The organism is Bacteroidales bacterium (assembly GCA_023228145.1).
GTDB lineage: Bacteria > Bacteroidota > Bacteroidia > Bacteroidales > CAIWKO01 > CAIWKO01.
Genome location: JALOBU010000001.1, coordinates 70,455 through 94,116, shown reverse-complemented (window position 1 = coordinate 94,116; position 23,662 = coordinate 70,455). Strand labels below are relative to the sequence as shown.

The following is a 23,662-nucleotide window of genomic DNA, read 5'->3' as shown; positions in this document are numbered from 1 at the left end:
TAATTATGAACGACAACATTGTTGACATTTTATTAGTTGAAGATAATCCGCAGGATGTCGAATTAACCCTGAGAACACTCAACAAACACCACATAGCCAACAATATTTTTGTGGTTATTGACGGAGAAGAAGCTCTGGATTATCTTTTTTGCAAAGGAAAATTCTCAGAAAGAGAAAATATTCCTCCAAAAGTTATTTTTCTTGACATCAAACTGCCTAAAGTAAACGGCCTGGAAGTATTAAAAACAATCAAAATGGATGAAGAATTGAGAAATATCCCGATTGTTATGCTAACCTCATCCCTTGAGGACCCGGATATTAAAGCGGCTTATGCACTGGGGGCAAACAGTTATGTTGTTAAGCCCGTAGATATTGTTAGTTTTACCGAAACAATAAACAGCCTGGGATTGTACTGGCTTGTTATTAACCATCCACCTAAATAAACCAACATGGCAAAGCATTATAAAATACTGATAGTGGAAGATAATCCACTGGATATTGAACTGGCACAAAGAGAAATTAAACATGAGTTAGAATCTGTTGAATTTTCTGATGTAAGCACAAATGAAGCGTTAATTGAATCTTTAAATACTTATAAACCTGATGTCATTGTTTCGGATTTTAATATGCCCAATTTTGATGGATTGACGGTTATCCGTCATGCAAAAAAACTTGCCCCGCTGGTTCCGGTTATTATTTATACCGGCTCCATTGATGAAGAAACTGCTGCTGAAACGGTCAAGGTGGGTGCTGTTGATTATGTACTTAAAGAAAACACTATCCGGTTGCGGCAAGCCATTAACCATGCTCTGGAAATAAAACAAATGTGGCATGAGCAAATCGAAGCAGAAGAAAAATTGCGCGCCAGCGAAGAAAAATACCGCCTTCTTTTTGAACAAGCCGCTGATGGTATATTTCAGTTAAACACCGAAGGAAACATAATTGGCAGCAACTCAAGTGGCACCGAAATGACAGGATATAGCAAAGATGAATTATTGACAAAAAACATATCTGACCTCTATGAAAAAGAAGACCTGAAAAAAAACCCCATTAGATATGATTTGCTTCAAAAAGGCAAAGTTATTATCAAAGAAAGAAAAATAATAAAAAAAAACGGCAGTATTTGTGAGGTTGAAATGCACTCTAAAATTATGCCGAACAAAACCATTCAGACAATTTTCCGAGATATTACAAAACGTAAACAAGCCGAAAAAGAACTTAAGGAAAGTGAAGAACGATACAGCAACCTAATTAGACTTCTCCCTGTTGGAGTTGTCATAAACAGCAAAGGGAATATTGTTTTTGCAAATGAGGCTGCCTCTAAAATAATGGAAGCATCGATTGAGAAAACCATGGGATTAAATATTTTTAATTTTATTCATCCCGATTATCAGGAAGTCGCTGCTCAAAGAATTAAAAAAGTGCTAAATAAAAATACGAAAGCAGAGTCTCTTGAAGAAGTCTTCATCACTAATAAAGGGAACAATATCTCTGTTGAAGTGACCAGTCTGGGTATGGTTTATAAAGGAGAACCTGCTATGCTTACGGTATTCAATGATATTACTGCACGCAAACAGGCAGAATTACTTTTAAAAGAATCTGAAGCTAAATACAGAACTTTTTTTGAAAATACTGGTACTGCAACAATAATAATTGAAGAAGATAAAACTATTTCTTTGGTAAATTCAAAATTTTCAGAGTTGTCAGGCATTCCAAAAGAGAAAATCGAAAACAAGAAAAAGTGGACTGAGTTTGTTGTTACTGAAGACCTGGAAAGAATGGTAGAAATGCACAAACTCAGAAGAGCTGATACTTTAAAAGCTTTAAAATCATACGAGTTCAGATTTAAAGATATTAAAGGCAACATAAAAAACATACTGCTTTACATTGACATGATACCCGGCACCCACAAAAGCCTGGCGTCACTTCTTGACATCACCGATAGAAAAAAGGCAGAAGAAGAAGTGAGTAAAAGCCGCATACTTTTAAGAAGTATGATAGACTCACTTCCGATGTGGATATCTGCACTTGACAAAGACGGCAATTACTTTTTTGCCAACAAACATTATGAAAAAACATTCATGGTACCGCTTCATCTAATCGAAAACCACAATTTTAAAGATTTTTTCCCTCCGGATCTTTATGAGCGTCATAAGCTTTTATTTGACAAATGTGTTAATAGTGCTAAGACAGTAGAAGTTATAGATGATATTGAGTTTGAAAAGGGGAAGAAAGCAAATGTTTACGGGAGCTATATTCCTTTATTTGATTCTGCAGGTAAGGTTTTTGGGTTAAGCTGTGCTATTATGGATTTTACGCGGCAAAAGGAAGCCGAACAAGGCCTTAAGGAAGCCAAGGAACAACTGCAGATAATATTTGACAAAGGCCCTGACGCAATTCTTGTAACCCGGATTGAGGACGGTTATTATATTGATTCAAATGATACTTTTACAAAATATACCGGTTATGCCCCTGAAGACCTTAAAGGCAAGTCAACCCTGGATATCAACATCTGGGATAATCCTAAAGACAGAGATAAATTGTTGCATGACGTTAAAACTTATGGCCATTGCCATAATCTGGAGATTATTGTACAAAATAAAAACGGAACTAAAAGAATTATAGATATGTCGGCTGAATTGATCCTGATAAAAGGCAAACCACATTTATTAAGTATCAGCAGGGATATTTCTGAAAGAAAAAGCATGGAAAATCTTTTAAAAGTCAGAAATGAAGAGCTTAAAAACCTTGTTGCCACCAAAGACCGCTTTTTTTCAATCATTGCTCACGATTTGAAAGACCCTCTGAATGCTATTCTAGGGTTTTCGGGAATTTTAACTGAAAATTACAAATCGCTTGCGGAACAGGATAAAATAAATTACATTAACAATATTCAGCTTTCAACAGAGTCGTTGCTAAAATTAATTCAAAACCTGCTTGAATGGGCTAACTCTCAAACAGGGAAAATGGGGTTTAAGCCGGAAATGCTTGATGTGGGGCACGTTGTTTTTGAAGCTATTGATGTGTTGCAGTACCGTGCAAAAATCAAACAGATTAAAATCATTTCTGATATACCGGAGAACCTTGCCATATATGCCGATAGCAACATGGTGAAAACTATAATACGCAACCTGGTATCCAATTCCATTAAGTACACAAACCGCAGTGGGTTCGTCAGGGTTTCTGCTTCAGGTGTTTCAGAAAACACACAGATGAGTGATTTTGTGGAAATATCTGTTTCCGATAACGGTGTCGGCATAAAAAAAGAACACATAGATAAAATTTTTAAAATTGATGAAAAGATCAAAACCCCCGGTACCGAATCAGAAACAGGAAGCGGACTGGGGCTCATTTTATGCAAAGAACTTGTTGAAAAAAATAACGGGTACCTAAGAATTGACAGCAAAGAAAATACAGGTAGCACGTTTATAATCGGGCTACCTAACAAAATGAAATGATATGTTACGAGAATTTAATAATAAAGTTGATTTATTAAAATTTGTAAAAGAACTGGATAAAAACAAATCCAATCGTATTTTGCTGATAGACGATTTAACTGGTGATGAAAATAACGATTTTTATTCTTACGAATTGCCTGAGGAAGTAAAAAATTTTTTTAAGGTTAATTGTTCACGATACCTTAACATCTTGCATGATTTGCCTGAGCCATTCTTTATCAAAGATGCTAATTCAAATTGGTTTTATGTTAACAAAGCTTTCTGTAAGTTCCTTAATGTTTCTTATAAAGATATTTACGGCAAAAAAAGCAATGTTATTTTTTCCGACAGCGTTGCAGGGCGTTTTGAAGCTCAGGATACAGAAGTTATTGCTTGCGGAAAAGAGTCCGTTGTGGAACAGCAAATCACAACAACAAAGGGAGGTGTTTATACGGTACTGTCGAAAAAAAACATATTTTATGACAGTGAACATAAAGCCTATATAATTGGGATTTTCAATGAAATAACAAAGTTCAGGGATTCTGAAATAATGAGCAAATACGAAAAAGATGAGCTAGAAAAAGAAGTAGAAAAACGAACATTTTTATTAAACACAACTATAGAAAGATTACAGGATGAAGCCGGCAAGCGAAAAATTACTGAAGCCGCCCTTCTTCAGAGTGAAGATAAATTCAGAAATGTCATCGAACAATCCGTTGAAGGCATCATGCTGAACGACAGTCAGGGAAGGATTATTGAATGGAATGAAAGTATGTACATGATTACCGGGTTGTCAGCTGAAAAAGCTATTGGAAAATATCACTGGGATGTTGAGTTTGAAATGATGCATCCCGGAAAAAAAACACCAGAGTTTTACCAAAAATTAAAAAATAACAGCCTCATAGCACTTGAGTTTCCGGATGTGAATAAAAGCGATCATAACATTGAAGGAAAAATATATACTCCAGATGGTATAGAAAAATACATATACTTGTCATCATTCGGCATAAAAACACAGAATAATTCTTATATCGGCCGTATTATCCGGGACATAACCGAACAAAAAAAAGCCATTTTAGAATTAGAACGTTCAGAAGCTCAATACCGAACCATTTTCGAAAACTCAAGCGTTGCTATTCTTATCATTGACCCAGCAACTAATTCAATCTTAACGGCAAACGAAAAAGCCTCGGAAATGTATTTGTATTCTATTGATGAACTTAAAGGAATGAGCTATACCAGGCTTTGTCAAAATTTTGAATCAGACAAACAACAGTTAATAAATATTGAAAATAATAGTTCCTGTAAGAATTTTGAATCCGTGCATCATAACAAAAAAGGTGTTGAAATTAATATCATAATAAATGGTTCTGTTATTGAATATGGTGGAATTCAAGCCATAATGAACTTTTATAGGGATATTACATCACTGAAACATACAGAAAAAGTCCGGGACACAATTTTTAAAATATCCCAACTTATACATACTTCAAAAGACGTTGAAGACCTTTACAAATCAATCCATATTTACATTAGTGAACTAATAAATGCTGATAATTTCTACATTGCTCTTTATGATGAAGACAATGATTTTATTACATTTCCTTATTTTGTTGACAAATATGATGAAAAACCTAAGCCGAGAAAATTAAGAAGAGGAATTACCGAATATGTATTACGCCACGGCTCGCCTGTTCTTTTAACCCCTCTTATGCTGAAACAATTACAAATGTCGGGCGAAATAGAAATGATTGGACCCATGTCGGCCAAATGGCTTGGTGTGCCATTGATTACACAAAACAAGGTTATTGGTGTCATCGCCATACAAAGTTATGAAGAGGAGGTTAACTTTACTACATACGATAAAGATTTGCTGAGTTTTGTTTCTGAGCAGATTGCTGCATTGATTTATAAAAAAAATTCAGAAACACTACTTATTAAGGCGAAAGAAAAAGCAGAAGAATCCAACCGTTTGAAAACCTCACTTATTGCAAATATGAATCATGAACTAAGAACACCTATGACAGGAATACTTGGTTTTGCTTCTCTGTTGAAAAGTAAGGCTAAAGATCCAGAATCCCTAAATATGGTGGATAACATTTTAGAATCAGGTGATCGCCTCATGAACACCCTGAATTCCATCATACAGATATCACAGTTTGAAGCTAGTAAAAAACAACTTGATATTATCAGTACAGACATCAACAGGTTTGTTGATATGGCTGTGATAAGTCTTGAACCTGAAGCACATAAAAAAGGCCTTACAATAATCAAAAAATATCACGAACAGAAAATTGCATCTTTTAACGAAAACTATATTCTTCAGGTATTTAAGAATCTTATCAATAATGCAATAAACTATACTGAAAAAGGAAGCATTACTATAAAAACTGGCTATTCGGAGCAAAACGAAAAAGGGTATGTATATATTAGTTTTATTGACACGGGTATCGGTATCTCCAGGGAAGACTATCAGATGATTTTTGAAGAATTCAGGCAGGTTAGTGAAGGATTGAACAGAAAATATTCGGGAAGTGGTCTAGGCTTATCTTTGAGCAAAAAAATGGTAGAGTTAATGAAGGGGTTTATTATTGTAGAAAGCACACTTGGCAAAGGTTCTGTTTTTACAGTTTATATTCCTGCGGCACCACATAGCCTTATAACGATGGAGAACTCTGAATCCGAAATAAAAAAAACAAAAAAGAAATCCGGCAAAAAAATAAAATATAAAATTCTGGTAGTTGATGATAATAAAGTTAACGGCGATTTAATTAATGCTTACCTGAAAAACAATTTTGAAGTTGACATTGCCACTACCGGAATGCTTGCCATTGAACTGGTGAAAAGGTCTGATTATAATATTGTACTGATGGATATTAATCTGGAAAGCGGCATGTCGGGTATTCAAGCAGCTGCTGAAATACAATCCATGAATGACAAACTGCCGATTATTGCAATGACAGCTTATTCAACAGAGGAAGAAATTGAAAAAATAATGAAAAAATATTTCGTTAGTTTTGTTTTGAAACCTATTGACAAAACTTCGCTTCAAAAAGTAATAAGCAATTTTCTTACAGAAGCCACTGAAAATTAATCGGGAGTTTGATTTTTGCAGATTAAAAGAAAATAATTCTTCTTTCCCTTCTGCACCAGGATGTATTTTTCATTAAGCAACGATGCTCTATCAATACTTATTCCTTCCTGCATTTTTTGTTTGTTAACCAGCAGGCAACCTTCTTTGAACAACCTTCTTGCTTCACTTTTTGAAGGAATTATATTTGTCTTTATGGTGAGCAGTTCCGTAATTTCAATACCTGATTGTAAATCAAGTGGAGAAACTTCATATTGAGGTACGCCTTCAAAAACAGAAAGAAATGTTTGCTCGTCAAGTGATTGCAATGTTTCTGCTGTTCCTTTACCAAATAATATTTCCGACGCCCTGCAGGCAGTTTCATATTCGCGTTCGGAGTGAACCCTAACGGTAATATCTTTTGCCATAGCTTTCTGCAGTATTCTTTTTTCCGGGAATTGTTGATGCTGATTAATCAGGTCATTTATTTCCTGTTTTGAAAACAAAGTAAATATTTTAATGTATTTCTCAGTATCAGCATCAGAGCAGTTCAACCAAAACTGGTAAAACTTATATGGCGAAGTTTTTTGGGGGTCAAGCCAGATATTCCCGCTGTCGGTTTTTCCGAATTTACTACCATCTGTTTTCGTAATCAGGGGACAGGTAATTGCAAAAGCCTCCGTACCGCCTTTGCGCCTTATAAGTTCTGTTCCTGTAGTAATGTTGCCCCATTGGTCGGCTCCACCCATTTGCAATTTGCAGTTTTTGTTCAGGCTGAGCCAATAAAAATCATATCCCTGTACCAATTGGTAAGTAAATTCAGTAAATGAAATGCCGCTTCCTGCCTGCATACGTTTTTGAACCGAATCCTTCGTCATCATATAATTTATGGTGAGGTATTTACCCACTTCACGTAAAAATGAAAGAAAATTAAAATCTTTCATCCAGTCATAGTTATTTACTATTTCAGCTTTGTTGGGAATACCCTCTGAAAAATCCAGAAATTTTTGCAGCTGTTTCTGTATGCCTTCCTGATTAAATCTAAGTGTTTCTTCATCCAGCAGATTGCGCTCTTCCGACTTGCCCGACGGGTCTCCAATCATCCCTGTTGCACCGCCAACAAGAGCAATTGGTTTATGGCCGCATAACTGGAAATGTTTCAGCATCATAATGGAGACCAGATGCCCGATGTGCAACGAATCGGCTGTAGGGTCAATACCCACATAAGCTGTGGTCATTTCTTTGGCAAGCTGTTGCTCCACTTCGGGAGTCATATCGTGCACCATCCCTCTCCAGCGCAATTCTTCAATGAAATTCATATCAACTTTTTAACAAAATTAAACAATTCTTCAGAGAATTCTCATCTCACAAACTGACAATTATATGTTCTTGTGTTTGACTGTTTCACGACTCTACCCAATTGCCGTCATTTTTAATCAATTCAATAAGCTTTTCCATGGCTTCACTTTCTGTAATGTTTTTACTCACCAACTGTTGTTTACGGTAAAGGTTAATTTTCCCTGTTGTTGTTCCCACATAACCGTAATCGGCGTCGGCCATCTCTCCCGGGCCATTCACCACACAGCCCATCACTCCTATCTTCAGATGTTTCAGATGCGATAGTTTTTCCGAAATCATTTTTAAGGCTTCTTCCACATCGTACGATGTTCTTCCACATGTAGGACATGCAACAAATTCTGCTTTAATGCGCCGCAGGCCCGTGGCTTGTAAAATACCGAACATAAGTTCTTTCAGATTTGTATTTTCAGTATCCATATCTATACAAATTCCATCTATCATGCCATCAATAAGAAAAAATGAAAATTCGGTAGCAGCAATTAATGACAGGTCGGTTTCGCATTTATTTAGGGGGTAGTTTTTATAGATAAGCAATGGATTTCCCGGATACTGCTTCCTCATTTCTTTCAGCTGTTTTTTCATCCTAAATAAATCTTTGCAATCACTGAAATCAAACATAAGAGCAGAAACCGAACGGTATTGTTTATTAAATATACTTACATCGTATTTTTCTGTTCTTAAAAAAACAACGGGAATTTTTATCCCGGTATCTGCATCAGACAAATACTTTTTTGATTTGTCGAGATAAAAATCCGGAGAAACTTCTTTGAATCCTTTTTTTTGTGTCTCAAGCAATACACAAGCTGTTTGACTGAAATGCTCCAGGCAGTTTATTTTATATGTAAATGTTTTATTATAAGTATTAATTTTAGGTATCCTGCTGATTTGTTTTTTCTTCGTTTTCCCGAAATTATCGACAAGCAGTTTAGCAATGGGTATTTCCTTTAAAGGGTCTTCTGTCAGAGAAACGCGTATGGTATCCCCAATGCCTTCAAGAAGCAGTGTACCTATTCCTGCCGCTGATTTTAAACGGGCATCAATTCCAGCACCAGTTTCTGTAACCCCAAGATGTAAGGGATAGTCATAACCTAACTTAATCATTTGGATCACAAGCAAACGATATGCATACACCATGGTTTTCACATCACTTGATTTCATTGAAATTACCAGATTGTGAAATCCTTGTAAACGGCAAATTTCAATATACTCTTTGGCCGAAGCTACCATACCTTCGGCTGTATTTCCATAACGCCATGTAACGCGTTCTGATAAAGAACCGTGGTTGACCCCGATACGTATAACCGTGCCATACTCTTTGCAGATATTCAGCAGCGGTTTAAGACGAAGGCTAATGTTTTCGAGCTCTTGCTGATAAAGATTCTCATCGTAAACAGTAGTTTTCTTTTTCAGAAATAAAGACTTATCAAGAAAATTACCAGGGTTGATGCGTACTTTTTCAACAATACGTGCCGCCACTTCTGCAGCTTCGGGCAAAAAATGAATATCTGCAACCAAAGGTACATGGCAATTATATCGGGCAATAAAATTTTTGATATTTTTCAAATTTGCAGCTTCCGTCTTATTCCGTGCTGCAATTCTAACCATTTCACAGCCAGCCTCCGCCAAGGCAAGTACTTGTTTTGCCGTTGCCTCTGTATTCATGGTTTTTTTGTTTGTCATGGATTGGATACGCACCGGATGCTGTCCTCCAAGCGGCAAATTTCCTATGTATATTTCCCTGGATTTCAAGTAAAAATATTTATAAATATTAAAAAGAGGCAGTCCAAAAATCGTTAGAACATTTCTGTGTTTTCTTTGTCTTAACTTTCTAGCTCTCTGTGGTTAAATGAATTGTATTGTTATGTACCATAGAGTTAACAGAGAAATAAAGGGTTACACAGATTTTTAAGAGAGTCTCTTTTGGTAAATACTTCAAATTCTATTTATACATTAAATGCTTTTTGCTGTTATTTTTCCAAGCTGCATCACTTTTGTAAGTAGAAAAATATATCACCAAATCAGCATCGCTTTTATAATCGCAAAAATAAATGGTAACATCCGCATCACTCTTATACTCGCAAAAGTACCATAACCCCTCGTTCCCAGTAGCATCACTTGCATAATTACATTTGTAAACAACCAGGTCGGCATCGCTTTTATATTCAGCCACATACACTTTCACTTTGGCATCACTCTTATAATCACAGGAATAGATTTTTTGTGCCTTAACTGTGTTTAGGCTTATGAGCAACACAAGCAAAAACATACTGATATTGCATAGGTTTTTCATAAAAAATGATATTAATTAATCCATGTGTAACTTAATCATTTCATTTTGTTGATAACATAAGAATAACTTTCCATTATAGGATTGGAGAGTAATTCTCTGCATGCCCTGTCAATTTTATCTTTAGCAGTTTTTTCATCCTTGGCTTCAATTTCAACCCTTATATGCTTTCCAATACGGACGTCATGAATCTCGGGAATTCCCATATTTTTTAATCCCGATGTTACAGCCTTACCCTGAGGGTCAAGCAATTCTTTTAATGGCATGATGTCAATTTCTGCTATAAAATTCATGTTTCTTTTTACTTTTAGATAATATTACTGTTTCAAAAAATGATATTACTATATACAAAATTAAAATAAAAGGTACTGCAACAAAATAAAATAATATGAATAACAATACTGAGATTATCAGGAAAACATATTTTATTTTATTTTTCTCCCATGAAAACGATTTAAATTTGAAAGCCATTAAAGGGATGTTCGAAACCAGCAAAAACGAGAGCAAAAGTGTTGCTGATAATAAAAAGGCCGGATGTGTAATAATTTTATAATATTCGTCATGCCAGGGAAAGAGCGGAGATAACATATTTCCGGAAAAAGTTGGTAATAATGAAAAAATAAACAGTCCGCAAGCCGGTGTCGGCAAACCCCGGAATTGAAAGGATTGCTTATCGTCAATATTAAATTTGGCGAGCCTCCATGCAGAAAAGACAGGTATAAGAAAAGCTAAAAAAGATGTGTATTCAGGTAAAATCAGATGATTATGATTGAAGCTATTTGCCATCATCTGAAAAAGCACAATACCCGGGGCAAGTCCAAACGACACCACATCGGCAAGAGAATCAAGCTGTTTGCCCATAGGTGATTTTATTTTTAATGCACGGGCAATAAAACCATCGGAGAAATCAAAAAAAGCTGCCGCGAGAATAAAATAAAGCGAATTCATATATTCTTCTCTGAACAGAAAATATATAGCAATACTTCCGCAAAGCAGGTTAAAAAGGGTTATAAAATTTGCAATATTTGACTTTAAACGCATAAACAATATAAAAAACAAAAATAATTATTTCAGGCAATATCGGGCAAAATACTTTTCTTTATTTTTGTTTATAAATAGCAGCATTATGAAAAGTCATATTTATTTAATAATTTTTTTATCCTGTTCAATGCTTATTTCCTGTACGGGGCAACAAAAAACTAAGGAACAGGAAGAAAAACCTTTTGAGAAAGGAAAGATAATCTCAAAAGTTAATTGCCACAAAAACGCCACCCATGCTTATGCATTATACCTGCCTTTAAATTATTCTGAAGAAAAAAAATCACCTTTAATAATATGTTTTGACCCGACAGCCAATGGCCTCATACCTCTTGAATTACTGAAGTCCTGTGCTGAAAAATATGGTTATATTCTGGCAGGCTCTCTGGTATCCCGAAATGGCATGACATGGGAAACAGCAGCTGCGCATTATGATATCATGCTCGAAGACATTGAAGCCCGTTTTAGCATAGACCCCGGCAGAATATATACATGCGGGTTTTCAGGAGGAGCACGCGTGGCAAGTTCTGTTGCCATCATTAAAGGCGGCATTGCCGGTGTTATAGGCTGCTCAGGGGGGTTTCCTCAAACCAAAGACGCAATAAAATCTAAATTTGACTTTTTTGGATTTGCAGGAGACCAGGATATGAACTATGCGGAAATGCTCCGGCTTGATATGGCCCTGGAAAAAAATAATTTCAGGCGGCAATTTGTAGTTTTTGAAGGAACGCATGGCTGGCCGCCCAAAGAAGAGTTTAATGAGGTGTTTTTGTGGATGGAATTAAACGCTATGAAAGACAATAAAATTCCTGCCGATACAAATTTTATCAACCAGCATTTTGAAGAGCAAAAACAATTGCTCGAAAATGCCCGAAAAAATGGCAATAAGTTCAAAGAATACCTGTTGATAAAGAAAATGGTAAGTTATTTCAAAGGCATTGCTGATACCAAAAGCATGGAGGAACAACATCAGGTACTCGCAGGAAATTCTGTTGTAAAAAACTACCTTCAGCAGGAAGAACTGAACCTGAAAAGAGAACTTGCCATGCAACAACAATATGCACAAAAACTAACAACCGAAAATGCAACATGGTGGAAAGCGGAAGTAGTAAAATTGAACCAATTTCTTACATTTTCAAATCAATCCAATGATAAAGCAATTGTTAAAAGAATCCTGGAATATCTCAGTCTGGCTGCTTTCTCCGCAAGCAACTCCTCCATAAGCCAGAATAAAACAGAGGAAGCCCATCACTACATTGAATTATATTCCATAATTGATACGGACAACCCCGAACCCGAAGCTATGTTTGCCAGGATTTTTGCACAAAAAAAAGATGATGAAAAAGTGTTGACTCATCTGCGCAAAGCCGCAAAACTGGGATTTAGCGACAAGTCGCGTTTTGAAAACGACACACTTTTTATGAGATTTTTTCAGGATACAGCTTTCATAAACATTATGAAACTCGTGGAAAATAATAAGAAACTGTTTTTATTTCAGAAATAAGATTACAGTTTCTGTATGAGCATAAGTCCGTCACGCATGGGAAGCAGCAGGTTCTGCACCCTGACATCATTTTTTATATAGCGATTAAACAATTTAATGGCCTTGGTGCCTTTGTTGTTTTTATCGTCAGAGGCAAAAATTTTTCCATGCCACAACACATTATCTGCAAATATGTACCCTCCTGAATTCAGTTTTTCCATAGCAAGATTATATACATTGAGATAGTCTGATTTATCACAATCAATATATACCATATCGAACTTTTGCTCAAGTGTTGGTATTACTGTGAGCGCATCGCCGATGATGAGATTAATTTTATCATTCATTTCGCTTTCTGCAAAATATTTCCTGCAGATATTTTCCAGTTCAGGATTGATTTCTATGGTGATGATTTTTCCGTTTTCGTTTAGGCCCTGCGCCATGCAAATTGCCGAATAGCCTGTGTAAGTTCCTATTTCAAGCACCAGGCGTGGCTTTATCATGGATGTCAGCATCCGTAATAAACTTCCCTGAATATGCCCTGTAAGCATGATGGGGTTCATCGCTTTCAGGTGTGTTTCGCGCCTCAGGCGGCTTAATACCCTGCCCTCGGGGCTTGAAATCATTTCTGCATAAGTTGTGATTTTATCCTCTGTAAGATTCATCAGACAAATATTTTAATTCACAAAAGCAGGCAGGGCAAAGAATTTCGTTGGCAATTTCCAGCAATTCCATATCCGTGATATTTTCAATTTTGCGGCTTATCGTTTCCACGGTATCCACTCTATTGAAAATCAAAAAAGCTTTTCCCATGGAAAGCATTTCGGCTGTTTTATTTTCAAGCGCCAGGCACAGGTTCCCGAGCAATTGCTGTTTTGCCCTCGCTAACTGCAATGTACCTAACTTTTTTCCCCGCAGGGATTTCAATATCTTGTCAATGATTTCCGTGGTTTTTTCCATACTGTCGTTGTCGGCGCTCACATAAATCCTGAAAAGCCCCGTATCGGTAAATGCCGAATAGTTCGACTCAATATTGTACGTCAGGCCGTGTTTTTCACGTACCGCCATATTCAGAGCGAATTGGATGCAGGCCCTCCAAGCAGGTTGTTCAGGAGTATCAAAGCTGTTTTATGTTTGTCAAAAGTGGAATAAGCCGGAGTCCCCATAATGCAATGCGACTGAAATATCTTTTTTTTATATGCCTTTTTAACGGGTAGGTATGCTGAAAACTTTCGGCGTGCACGGGCTTTTAATTGTAAGGTTTGCCTGAAGTCAAAATATTTTTGAATGATACGATAAACATTTTTTTCGGGCACATTGCCCACCACACTGACCACCATTTTTGAGGGATGGTAATTGGCCTGCATAAATGCGTCAATATCTTTTTTTGAAAATTGCCGGATGCGTTCCGGATGGCCAAGTATGTTATACCCCAAGGGATGATTGCCAAACACAAGTTCATCAAAATCATCCATGATAGTTTCTTCGGGGATGTCCTTAAAATAATAGTATTCGTCTATAATGATATCCTTTTCTTTCTCCAGTTCTTTGTCGGGAAATATCGAATGAAAGGCAACATCAGCAATAATTTCCGCGGCTTTTTCAAAGTATTCCGCCGGAACAGAACAGTGTATGCAGGTTTCCTCTTTGGCAGTATATGCATTCAGGTCACCGCCCACATTTTCGATGCTGTTGAATATTTGGTAGGACTTACGTTTTTGTGTGCCTTTAAATATCACATGCTCTATAAAATGCGCCATACCCTGTTCTTCTTTTTTTTCGTCACGGGAGCCCGCATTAATAAACAATCCGAGATGAATTACAGGGGTGTTGCTATTCTTGTGAATAATACGCACTCCATTGCTTAGTTCGTAAAAATGATGTTCCTGGTTATTTTTCATGAAAGCAAAAGTAAGGCATAATAAGCTATAAATAGATGTTTTAGCAATAATTTATATACATTTGCAACATCGAATACTCATAATGAAAAACATAGCAGTATTTTGCGGTTCTGCAATGGGTGGTAAAGATGTTTACCGGGAAAAAGCATATCTTTTAGGAAAGCTTTTTGCCAAAAATGGCCTTACCCTGATATATGGCGCCGGAAATATCGGATTGATGGGAGTTATCGCCGATAGTGTTTTAGAAGAAAAAGGAAAAGTTACAGGTGTCATCCCCCGGCGTCTGGTGGATGTGGAAGTGGCGCACCGCAATCTGAGTACTATGCATGTGGTTGAATCAATGAGCGAGCGAAAAACTCTTATTTATGAGCTTTCAGATGCGTTTTTAATACTGCCAGGAGGCTACGGCACTCTGGATGAGTTTTTTGAAATGCTCACCCTCAGCCAGCTGGGTATCAGCAAAAAACCCATAGGCATCTTTAATATTGAAGGATATTTCGACAAACTACTCGAACTTTTTGACCATTTTATCGCTGAACGATTTATACGGCCGGAGCATAAACAACTGTTTTTTGTCAGTGATGATGAAACAGAACTCATTGCCAGGTTAATGACCTTTGAACCGCCTGAAACAACAAAATGGCTCGAAAATTTTAAACACACAAAATTCTGAGATGATAAAAATCAACAGGCAGCTTTTGGACAACCTCTCTGAAAAAGCCCGTCTGGCAAAGAGAAAACGTATCAATCACAATTTTCATCCGGGAAATGATGCCGTTTTACAGCGGCTGCTGAATGCGCTGGAGTCGGGCACTTATGTGCGCCCTCACAAGCATGAAAAGCCCGATAAAAATGAAGTTTTTATCGTGTTGAGGGGCCGCATTCTGGTGGTGGAATATGAGGATGACGGTACCATTGACGACTATGTTATCCTTGACCATACTACCGAAAATTATGCTACAGAAATACCTCCTAGGCGTTATCATTCCATGCTTTCGCTTGAAAATGGCACTATAGCTTATGAATTTAAAGAAGGCCCCTATCATCCCGAAATTGACAAAATATTTGCTCCCTGGTCGCCTGAAGAAGGCAGCCCGGAAGTAGAAAATTTTCTTAACATGATTTTAGAAGCTACCCTTACTCAATAAAACCCTGCCCGGAATTTATGATGAAAGCACAAGAAAAAGTTGCCGTGGTAGCCCATCGCGGAGGCAGTCTGCTGGCTCCCGAAAATACCCTGGCGGCAGTGAAAAATGCCATAAAAACTGGCGTTGAACGCATTGAAATGGATGTGCGGCAAACCAAAGATAATGTCACTGTCGTCATTCACGACCGGAAAATCAACAGGACAACCAACGGTAAAGGAAATGTTGAGAATTTTTTATTCTCTGAACTGGTATCGTATGATGCCGGAAAAAAATTTTCCAAAGAGTGTACCGGCGAAAAGATTCCTTCGCTGGAAGAAGTGTTAACTCTGATTCATGGTAAATGTGTTCTGCTGATTGAGATTAAAAATGAAAACAACAATTACCCGGGAATTGAAAAGGATGTGGTCAGGTTAATAAAAAAATACAAAGCCGAAAAATACTGTGTGGTTCAGTCATTCAGTTATAACTCCCTTCTTAAAGTTTATAAAGCCTGCCCAACCATAAAAACAGGCATGCTATACGTCAAACTGCCTTTGAAAGAAATCATAAAAGGTGAGGTTCAACTTGATTTTATTTCGGAAATCAACATAAATTATTCTTATGCCGGAAAAAAAACAGTTGATTTTATCCATGGGTTGAACAAAAAGGTTTTTGTATGGACTGTAAATAAGCCGGAACACATGAAAAAGGTGATAAAAAACGGCGTTGACGGCATCATCACCGACGACCCTGCCACATTAAAAAAGATTATCAATCAGTTATAAATAGGAAATTCATACTTTTGTAAAAAAATGCATGGCAGTCAATGTTTCCATACCCAAAGGAACGCGTGATTTTTCTCCGCTGGAGATGAGCCGCCGCAAATACATTTTCAAAATCATTGAAGATGTTTTTCTGCTTTACGGCTATAAACCGATAGAAACTCCGGCCATGGAAAGCCTGGGCACCCTTACCGGAAAATATGGCGAAGAAGGCGACCGGCTGATTTTTAAGATACTGAATTCGGGCAATTTTATGGAAGGTATAAATGCCGGGGACATTGAAAAAACAAGTCCTGCCAAATTGGCTTCCCGCATGTGCGAAAAAGCCCTGAAATACGACCTTACCGTGCCTTTTGCCCGCTTTGTGGTGATGAACCGCAACGAGATAACATTCCCGTTCAAGCGTTACCAGATACAGCCGGTGTGGCGTGCCGACAGGCCGCAGAAAGGCCGTTACCGCGAGTTTTATCAGTGTGATGTGGATGTTATCGGTAGTAAATCACTACTTAACGAAGTGGAACTATTTCAAATTATTGATGATATTTTTCAGCGTTTCGGCATCAACATTACCATAAAACTCAACAACCGTAAACTTTTAAATGGCATAGCCGAAATTATCGGGCAAGCGGATAAAATCACTGCAATAACAGTAGCCATTGATAAAATTGATAAAACCGGCATTGAGAACGTAATAAAAGAGCTCTCAGAAAAAGGCCTTTCAGAAGATGCTATTGAAAAAATAAAACCTTTGTTGTCCCTTGGCGGCGATAATGACACAAAATTTGAAAAAATACGTGAATTTGTCGGCGGAACGGCATCAGGACAATCCGGCTTAAAAGAAATTAATGAGATTTTTGAATCCCTGAAAAAATTACCAATAAAAGCAAAGATTGAGTTTGATGTTACCCTGGCCCGGGGGCTTGATTATTATACCGGAGCCATCATAGAAGTAAAAGCTTCTGATGTAGCTATCGGCAGCATTTGTGGAGGTGGACGTTACGACGACCTCACCGGAATTTTCGGATTGCCGGATATTTCGGGAGTCGGGGTTTCATTTGGCGCCGACAGAATTTATGATGTGCTGAATGAATTGAAATTATTTCCTGCCATTACCGAAATTTACACAAAAGTTCTGTTTATTAATTTTGGTGATGAAGAAACCAGACAACTATTCCCTGTTGCACAGCAGGTAAGAAATCTGGGAATAAGCTGTGAAGTTTACCCCGAAAATGCCAAATTGAAAAAACAATTTTCTTATGCGGATAATAATAAAATTCCTTTTGTCATTATTGCCGGCCCGGATGAAATTGCCAAAGGGAAATACAAACTCAGATATATGACAAGCGGCATTGAAAAGGAGCTTACTTTTGATGAACTTTTGGAAGAATTAAAAAAATAATTATTTTTGAATCCATATTTTCCTTATGCACAACTGGAATCTGAAATTCAAAATCAAAATCAACCGCGCCGGCCTCTGCTGATTCCTGTCAGTATCCTTTTTTTTACTTCTTAAAAAAATATTTTTTAATCATAAATTTTAAACCATTAACATTATGACTTTAATCGTTACAGGTAAAAACCTGAAAATTGAAGACGTTGTCAACGTCGCCAGAAACAATGAAAAAATAGAACTGCATCCCGATGCTGTGAAACGCATAAAAAAATGCCGTGCCATGCTTGATAAAAAAATTGAAAACCATGAAATCATGTATGGCATCAATACCGGTATCGGCGAATTTTCCGAGATGGTCCTCACCGACGACCAAGTGCAGGATTTTCAAAAATATTTGGTTTACAACCATGCCGCTGGCATCGGCGAGCCCATGCCCATCGAACATGTGCGTGCCGCCATGCTCAGCCGTATCAATGTGCATGCCAACGGCCATTCCGGTTGTCGTCCTGAAATTACTCAAACCTACGTGGAAATGCTCAACAAAGGAGTTACACCCATGGTTTGCGTAAAAGGTTCCGTAGGCGCCTGCGGCGATCTGGCACCTATGTCGCAGATAGCTTTGCTGCTGATGGGCGAAGGACATGCCTATTATAAAGGCGAACTTCTCGACGGCAAAGAAGCCATGAAGCGTGCCGGCATCACTATTCCCGGGCTTCATGCCCGCGACGGACTGGCAGCCATCAACGGTTCCAACTGTATCACCGGTATTTCCTGCCTCATTTTGTATGATGTAAATAACTTCCTGAAGCAGGCCGAAATAGCTTGCGCCATGTCGCTGGAAGCGCTGAAAGCAAACCTCAAACCCTATAACGGAAAAATCCTTGAAGTGCGCGGTTTCGCAGGAGGTATAAGAAGTGCTAAATCTATTCGCACCATCACAGGTGGCGGCGATCTTGCACTGAACAAAATAAAAGTAAAAGTTCAGGATGCCTATTCCATGCGTTCTACACCGCAGGTGATAGGTGCTGCTCACGACGCTGTTGCATGGGCACGTTCGCAGGTGGAAATAGAGCTAAACGGCGTTGCCGACAACCCCATTTTCTTTGCTGAAGAAAACCTGCAACTTTCGGGAGCCAACTTCCAGGGCTCACCTATATCTGTTCCGATGGATATAGTGGGTGCTGTAGTAACCATGGTGTGTGTTCTTTCCGAAAGAAGAATGAACCGCCTAAACAATCCCGCACTGAGTGTCGGGCTGCCTCCTTTTCTTACCAAAGGCGCCGGGATGTTTTCCGGACTGATGCTCAGCCAATACACTGCCGATATGCAGATTGTGGAACAGCGAATCCTTTCCACGCCATCATGCGTACAGTCCATTCCTGCTGCCGCCGACCAGGAAGATTTTGTTTCGATGGGAATGAACGGAGTGCTGAAAAACCTTCAGATAATGGATAATGCTTATGGCATTTTGGGGATAGAATTCTTTGCCGCCGCCCAGGCCCTCGACTTGCGCAATAAGCTGGAAACACCTTTTGAATTCGGAAAAGGAACCAAAAAAGCCCACGAAGTAATCCGCAAGCATGTTGATTACCTGGATATTGACCGCCCGCTCTATCCCGACCATAATAAGATGAAAGCGCTCGTACGTTCCTGCGAGATACTTCAGGAAGTGGAAAAAGAAGTAGGTAGTTTGGAATAAAAAATTATGCCAAGAAAAAAAGCCCGCTTGAAAAATTCAGGCGGGCTCTTACCAAAACGACTGCTACGTATCTATTTCACTTTTGTAAAGCGGTACGTATATATTTTATCGCCCTCGTAAAGACGGATAAAATAAACACCTTCACTGTTTCCGCTCATATCAATTTGTGTTAATGAGCCAGGGGCAGCGATAGTTTTCAGTTCACGGCCTATCATATCCGTTATGGTTAGCTTTTCTACAGAATTGCGATTTATTTTCACCCAGATGATTTCGTCGGCAGGGTTGGGATAAATTTCAACATTCACGAAAGAGGTTTCTGCAATACCCGAGGTAACTATAACAACATCCTGATAAGTGGTGTCGCTGTCGCAGTCGTTTGTAGCAATAAGCATTACATGGAAGGTGTCGTTTGCGAGATAAGTATGAGAAGGATTTTCGTCTGTGCTGGTAATGCTGTCGCCGAAATCCCAGAAATAAGTGCCTCCGTTAGTGGAAGTATTTGTAAAATCAATAGTTTCATTATTTTGAACATAGGTGAACTGTGCATCGGGCTCAGCGGAAAATATGGTGGCGGTAACTTCGCTGCGGGCGCTGTTGCAATCCGGCATCTCAACTTCCCAATCGTAGAAATAATAATAATAATATAAAGGATCACTACTTGCAGTAGATGTTGTAATGCTTAACACGCCCGGTAAAGTAATCGGATAAGGGCTGGGCGAAAGGTTATTATCTCTGTGCAAATAGCTGTTCTTAGGGGAAACAAGTTTTAAATTTGTCCCCACAGGCACATTAAAATTAAGGGTAACACGGCTTTCTCCGCTGGGTACACTAACAGTTGTTGTTGCTAAAGTTTGTGAACCATCAGAATTTTTTAAATTAATTTCCTTTTGTGCCGTACCGGTTGACAAAGAATAAATTTTTACAGACTTCAAAATAAATGCTTGCTGTGATGTAAATATAAGACCTTGTTCTGCACTGACATTATTGGACGTAGAATTAACTTTATTTGTGAGTCCGGTATATGCTGTGCCGCCATCCACAAGGCTTTCCACATAATACGAAGTTGTTGTTGACAAGCTGGGAGTTACATAGGTAGTGCCGGTGGTGAGCAGGCTGCCTCCGCTGATGGCATCATACCAGTTCAATGTGCCGCTGCCGCTGGCGGTGAGTGTTACGCTTCCCGGGCCACAGCGTGAATCATCATACACCAAAGGCATGGGAGCGCCTACATTGATAAAAGCCGTTTTAATTTCCGTATCGCTACCGCAGATGCCCGCATCGGCAACAAGGGTTATCGTATATGTGCCAAGTTCGGTGTAAGTATGCGAGGGGTTGGCATCGGTGCTGTTGCCGCCGTCGCCGAAATCCCAGCTGTAGCTTGCAGCATTCTGGCTGGTGTTGGTAAAATTCACCGTTCCCGGCGCATCACAGAAATCACGTGTGTCCACACTGAAATCGCTGCTCACCGGCACAGTAACAGCACTGAAATTTAAGGTCTTGCTGTCGTTGGCAGCATTCTGGTCGGTAGAGCCGTTGGGCTGGGAAGTAGTTGCTGTAAATGTGTTGCTGCTGCCTTCCGGAATATTAATCTGGGGAAGTGTAATATTAACACTTGCCATGCTGGCCAGGGAGCCGTTCCAGTTATAAACCGGCTGTGTATTTCCATTGATGGAATAAGTTATGTTGAAACTGGTGAGGGTAGTGGTACCCATGTTGCGTACCGTAACTTCGGGGGCTACTGAAAAACCGCTGCAGCTGTATGTAGCTTCAGGAGTGTTGATGCTTACCATTTCGGCGTCAAGCGGAATGCTGGCGGCCATGATGCGCAGGGTGCCGATAAAAGGCTGTTTGTTTTGCTTTGTGACAACAACGTCGAGTGTGTCGGGAGAAGTTATTGCAGCAAAATTCAGCGTTACCACTCCTCCAGCCAGTGCCAGTTCGGCATCGTACAAAACGCCATTGTGCGATATGGCAACATAAGCATCTTCTTCGGTATTAACCACAAGAGAATTAATTCCAACATTCTGCGGATTGGTATAATTTACTGTTAGCGGATCGGGGACAGAAAAATAATTCATCACAGAAGGGTCGCCCATCAGGTGGTATTCTTCCCAGTAATATTTTTTCATTGTTGAGCTGCTGGCTTCCACAGCAAGCAAGCCGGCAATACGCATCTGGTCGTTGGTGACAAACCATTTTGTTTTGGCTTCGCCATGTTCATGAAACATGCAGTCGTACGAACCAAGGTTGTTGGCATCATAGGTTGGATTTACCTGTATGCTTGAACGTGCCCCAACGCCCCAGTAATAATCTTCATCCCAATAAGAATAATCTGAGGCTCCAATGTAACCTACAGCTCCTTTGTTGGAATATGCACGTAGAAGTGCCTCACCAAAGCACTCTGTATCGTTAAAAGTATTCGACTGGCAGCAGTTGCCTACCAACAGACCGTATTTATCGGCATTGTACATATTGGCTATCTGAGATGTGGAAAATTCTGGTGTACCCCAGCCGCCTGAACTGCAATGCGCCGTATAGTTTGCATAACCCACGCCTTTATAAATTGCGGCTCTCATATTTGCTCCCGCAATCGCCTCTGTATTATTAGGGTCTAGAAAAGTATATGTATACATGCCATGGGATGCATTAAAATAATTATTTGTGCCATAATTTATTTGTCCGTTTCCATATGTGGCGTCATTGCCATAACTATCATAGCCAGCTACCATGACGACGGTATCCATGTATGTTTTTTTGGGCATGGTGTATTTTTCATACTGCAATGTTTTGTTCACTTGGTTGTTAACATGAGTAGTAGATGTAGCACTAAAACGTCCGTAATACATATCGGCAAGATAATCACTGGTCCCGTCCATAGTAAAGTAATACAGGTCGGTTTTATGGGCATTGTCGGCAATACCGGTGTAAGTGGGTATCTGACCTACATCACCAACCAGTAACACAAATGTTGGTGCCGGATCAGTAGGGGTTGCGGCATCATAAAGCCCCTGTAAATACGTTTTAATGGTGGTTGTGGATGGAACAGAAGAATAATATTGCTCAATAACATTAAATCCTTTCTGGCGTTTCCAGTAAACAAAAGGTTGCAGAGCGGTCTGTAAGTTAAGGCTTGTAGAGGAGTAAGCAATGATTACATATTTTACCGGATATTGAGTTATTTCATCTTTGGCAGCAGGCGGTGTGTAATTAATCAGTGTCCCTAATGATGATTCAAAATAAGGGGAATAATATTTTTCTTTCATCTGCTCGGTAAGCGCAATGTCGGGATGTTTGAACACCACTTCAAAAACAAGGTCGTTGTAGACTTTCAGAGTATTTGTTACGGGGTTGTAACGGAAAGGCGCTACCGTAAGGTTGCCTACCTGCACACCGCGCATGGTGCCTGTCTGTGTTACGGTTACCATTTCGGCCTGTGTGAAGGCATTTGTCTGATATAAAATCCTGTCATAATAGAAAGGGATTTCAGAAGGGTCGGCACTTTTTGAAACAGAAGGCTGGGCCGGCATAAGTTTATTTACTATACCTGTGCTGCTGAGTTGGATATTCTGTTCCGTGTAGCTGATGATATTGATTTTTACTTCAGCGCCATAGGGAATTTCTATCAGCTTGTTGTAAACAGGAAGCTGTGGCTTGCCGGCATCGTATATCTTTGAGAAGCCATTTAATCCAAGTTCAATAAAGGTGCCTTCCACCGTGGACACAGGCATCGTCTTTATTTTGTCAACACTTGCTTTTGCTTTTATTTTGTATGGGCTGGATTCCAGAACACGGAATTCGCTTTTGGAAGTATTCAGTTTTATTTCAACCTGTGCGAAGCTGTTTAATACCAGTACGGTAAGTACAGCAGTTAAAAAGGATTTAAAAATATTCATAAAATCTTATGTATTTTATTTTTAGCAAATATAATAAATTTAAAAAATAGGCTATAAGTTACATTAATGTATTAACGAAACATTAACAAGAGGTTTGTAAAGACAAATATCTAAAAATCAAAGACGTAATAAGGTTATTATTAATCTTAATATGCAAAACCCTGCCCTGAAACGCCGGCAGCAAAGATGCCTG

General features: G+C 38.8%; 16 protein-coding genes and 1 pseudogene. 9 read left to right on the top strand and 8 right to left on the bottom strand.

Going from position 1 to position 23,662, the window contains the following annotated elements; all coding sequences use genetic code 11:
- The first annotated feature begins 5 nt into the window (after positions 1 to 5).
- From M0R16_00395 to M0R16_00385, 3 genes are read left to right on the top strand one after another with little or no spacing between them, the layout of a single operon-like run.
- Positions 6 to 443, top strand: a complete 438-nt coding sequence (locus M0R16_00395; protein ID MCK9611342.1) for a response regulator — start codon at positions 6 to 8, stop codon at positions 441 to 443.
- Between the two features lie 6 nt (positions 444 to 449).
- Positions 450 to 3,458, top strand: coding sequence for a PAS domain S-box protein (locus tag M0R16_00390; protein ID MCK9611341.1), 3,009 nt, complete (start codon positions 450 to 452; stop codon positions 3,456 to 3,458).
- 1 nt (position 3,459) lies between these two features.
- The gene (locus M0R16_00385; protein ID MCK9611340.1) at positions 3,460 to 6,531 is read left to right on the top strand and encodes a PAS domain S-box protein; all 3,072 of its coding nucleotides are present in this window, start codon (positions 3,460 to 3,462) and stop codon (positions 6,529 to 6,531) included.
- Here M0R16_00385 and tyrS read toward each other — a convergent pair.
- The 5 genes from tyrS to M0R16_00360 form a co-directional block, all read right to left on the bottom strand.
- A complete protein-coding gene (gene tyrS, locus M0R16_00380; protein ID MCK9611339.1) occupies positions 6,528 to 7,826 on the bottom strand; it encodes a tyrosine--tRNA ligase in 1,299 nt (432 codons plus the stop codon). The genes M0R16_00385 and tyrS overlap by 4 nt on opposite strands.
- Before the next feature lie 85 nt (positions 7,827 to 7,911).
- Entirely contained in the window at positions 7,912 to 9,615 is a 1,704-nt protein-coding gene (gene ispG / locus M0R16_00375; protein ID MCK9611338.1) for a (E)-4-hydroxy-3-methylbut-2-enyl-diphosphate synthase, read from the bottom strand.
- 190 nt (positions 9,616 to 9,805) lie between these two features.
- Positions 9,806 to 10,156 carry a DUF6150 family protein gene (locus tag M0R16_00370; protein MCK9611337.1) on the bottom strand — a complete coding sequence of 117 codons (351 nt, stop codon included), beginning with the start codon at positions 10,154 to 10,156 and terminating at the stop codon, positions 9,806 to 9,808.
- A gap of 35 nt (positions 10,157 to 10,191) precedes the next feature.
- Positions 10,192 to 10,446, bottom strand: a complete 255-nt coding sequence (gene purS, locus M0R16_00365) for a phosphoribosylformylglycinamidine synthase subunit PurS (GenBank protein ID MCK9611336.1) — start codon at positions 10,444 to 10,446, stop codon at positions 10,192 to 10,194.
- Positions 10,424 to 11,194 (bottom strand): CDP-alcohol phosphatidyltransferase family protein, encoded by a 771-nt coding sequence (locus M0R16_00360; GenBank protein ID MCK9611335.1) that lies wholly within the window; start codon positions 11,192 to 11,194, stop codon positions 10,424 to 10,426. Before M0R16_00360 ends, purS begins: the two co-directional genes overlap by 23 nt.
- Positions 11,195 to 11,279: 85 nt before the next feature.
- On the opposite strand from M0R16_00360, the gene M0R16_00355 reads away from it, so the two are divergent.
- On the top strand, positions 11,280 to 12,695 hold the full coding sequence (locus M0R16_00355; GenBank protein MCK9611334.1) for a hypothetical protein: 1,416 nt from the start codon (positions 11,280 to 11,282) through the stop codon (positions 12,693 to 12,695).
- Positions 12,696 to 12,697: 2 nt separating this feature from the next.
- Here M0R16_00355 and M0R16_00350 read toward each other — a convergent pair whose 3' ends face one another.
- Together M0R16_00350 and M0R16_00345 are read right to left on the bottom strand one after the other, a co-directional pair.
- Complete coding sequence (locus tag M0R16_00350; protein MCK9611333.1) at positions 12,698 to 13,339, bottom strand: O-methyltransferase; 642 nt, start codon at positions 13,337 to 13,339, stop codon at positions 12,698 to 12,700.
- Positions 13,320 to 14,575, bottom strand: a pseudogene (locus M0R16_00345) (insulinase family protein). Before M0R16_00345 ends, M0R16_00350 begins: the two are co-directional and overlap by 20 nt.
- 82 nt (positions 14,576 to 14,657) lie before the next feature.
- On the opposite strand from M0R16_00345, the gene M0R16_00340 reads away from it, so the two are divergent.
- The 5 genes from M0R16_00340 to M0R16_00320 all read left to right on the top strand — a co-directional run bounded on the left by M0R16_00340 (position 14,658) and on the right by M0R16_00320 (position 19,576).
- Positions 14,658 to 15,248 carry a TIGR00730 family Rossman fold protein gene (locus tag M0R16_00340; GenBank protein ID MCK9611332.1) on the top strand — a complete coding sequence of 197 codons (591 nt, stop codon included), beginning with the start codon at positions 14,658 to 14,660 and terminating at the stop codon, positions 15,246 to 15,248.
- Between the two features lies 1 nt (position 15,249).
- Positions 15,250 to 15,723 carry a WbuC family cupin fold metalloprotein gene (locus M0R16_00335; GenBank protein MCK9611331.1) on the top strand — a complete coding sequence of 158 codons (474 nt, stop codon included), beginning with the start codon at positions 15,250 to 15,252 and terminating at the stop codon, positions 15,721 to 15,723.
- A 17-nt stretch (positions 15,724 to 15,740) separates the two neighbouring features.
- On the top strand, positions 15,741 to 16,487 hold the full coding sequence (locus M0R16_00330; protein MCK9611330.1) for a hypothetical protein: 747 nt from the start codon (positions 15,741 to 15,743) through the stop codon (positions 16,485 to 16,487).
- Positions 16,488 to 16,518: 31 nt separating this feature from the next.
- Positions 16,519 to 17,883, top strand: a complete 1,365-nt coding sequence (gene hisS, locus M0R16_00325; GenBank protein MCK9611329.1) for a histidine--tRNA ligase — start codon at positions 16,519 to 16,521, stop codon at positions 17,881 to 17,883.
- Between the two features lie 154 nt (positions 17,884 to 18,037).
- On the top strand, positions 18,038 to 19,576 hold the full coding sequence (locus M0R16_00320) for an aromatic amino acid ammonia-lyase (GenBank protein MCK9611328.1): 1,539 nt from the start codon (positions 18,038 to 18,040) through the stop codon (positions 19,574 to 19,576).
- 71 nt (positions 19,577 to 19,647) lie between these two features.
- Here the strand turns inward: M0R16_00320 and M0R16_00315 are convergent, their stop codons facing one another.
- On the bottom strand, positions 19,648 to 23,469 hold the full coding sequence (locus tag M0R16_00315) for a C25 family cysteine peptidase (GenBank protein MCK9611327.1): 3,822 nt from the start codon (positions 23,467 to 23,469) through the stop codon (positions 19,648 to 19,650).
- Between the last annotated feature and the right edge of the window lie 193 nt (positions 23,470 to 23,662).

Coding starts and splice junctions, on each gene's coding strand:
- M0R16_00395 (MCK9611342.1), top strand. CDS start 6: ATGAACGACAACATTGTTGACATTTTATTAGTTGAAGATAATCCGCAG.
- M0R16_00390 (MCK9611341.1), top strand. CDS start 450: ATGGCAAAGCATTATAAAATACTGATAGTGGAAGATAATCCACTGGAT.
- M0R16_00385 (MCK9611340.1), top strand. CDS start 3,460: ATGTTACGAGAATTTAATAATAAAGTTGATTTATTAAAATTTGTAAAA.
- tyrS (MCK9611339.1), bottom strand. CDS start 7,826: ATGAATTTCATTGAAGAATTGCGCTGGAGAGGGATGGTGCACGATATG.
- M0R16_00370 (MCK9611337.1), bottom strand. CDS start 10,156: ATGAAAAACCTATGCAATATCAGTATGTTTTTGCTTGTGTTGCTCATA.
- purS (MCK9611336.1), bottom strand. CDS start 10,446: ATGAATTTTATAGCAGAAATTGACATCATGCCATTAAAAGAATTGCTT.
- M0R16_00360 (MCK9611335.1), bottom strand. CDS start 11,194: ATGCGTTTAAAGTCAAATATTGCAAATTTTATAACCCTTTTTAACCTG.
- M0R16_00355 (MCK9611334.1), top strand. CDS start 11,280: ATGAAAAGTCATATTTATTTAATAATTTTTTTATCCTGTTCAATGCTT.
- M0R16_00350 (MCK9611333.1), bottom strand. CDS start 13,339: ATGAATCTTACAGAGGATAAAATCACAACTTATGCAGAAATGATTTCA.
- M0R16_00340 (MCK9611332.1), top strand. CDS start 14,658: ATGAAAAACATAGCAGTATTTTGCGGTTCTGCAATGGGTGGTAAAGAT.
- M0R16_00335 (MCK9611331.1), top strand. CDS start 15,250: ATGATAAAAATCAACAGGCAGCTTTTGGACAACCTCTCTGAAAAAGCC.
- M0R16_00330 (MCK9611330.1), top strand. CDS start 15,741: ATGATGAAAGCACAAGAAAAAGTTGCCGTGGTAGCCCATCGCGGAGGC.
- hisS (MCK9611329.1), top strand. CDS start 16,519: ATGGCAGTCAATGTTTCCATACCCAAAGGAACGCGTGATTTTTCTCCG.
- M0R16_00320 (MCK9611328.1), top strand. CDS start 18,038: ATGACTTTAATCGTTACAGGTAAAAACCTGAAAATTGAAGACGTTGTC.
- M0R16_00315 (MCK9611327.1), bottom strand. CDS start 23,469: ATGAATATTTTTAAATCCTTTTTAACTGCTGTACTTACCGTACTGGTA.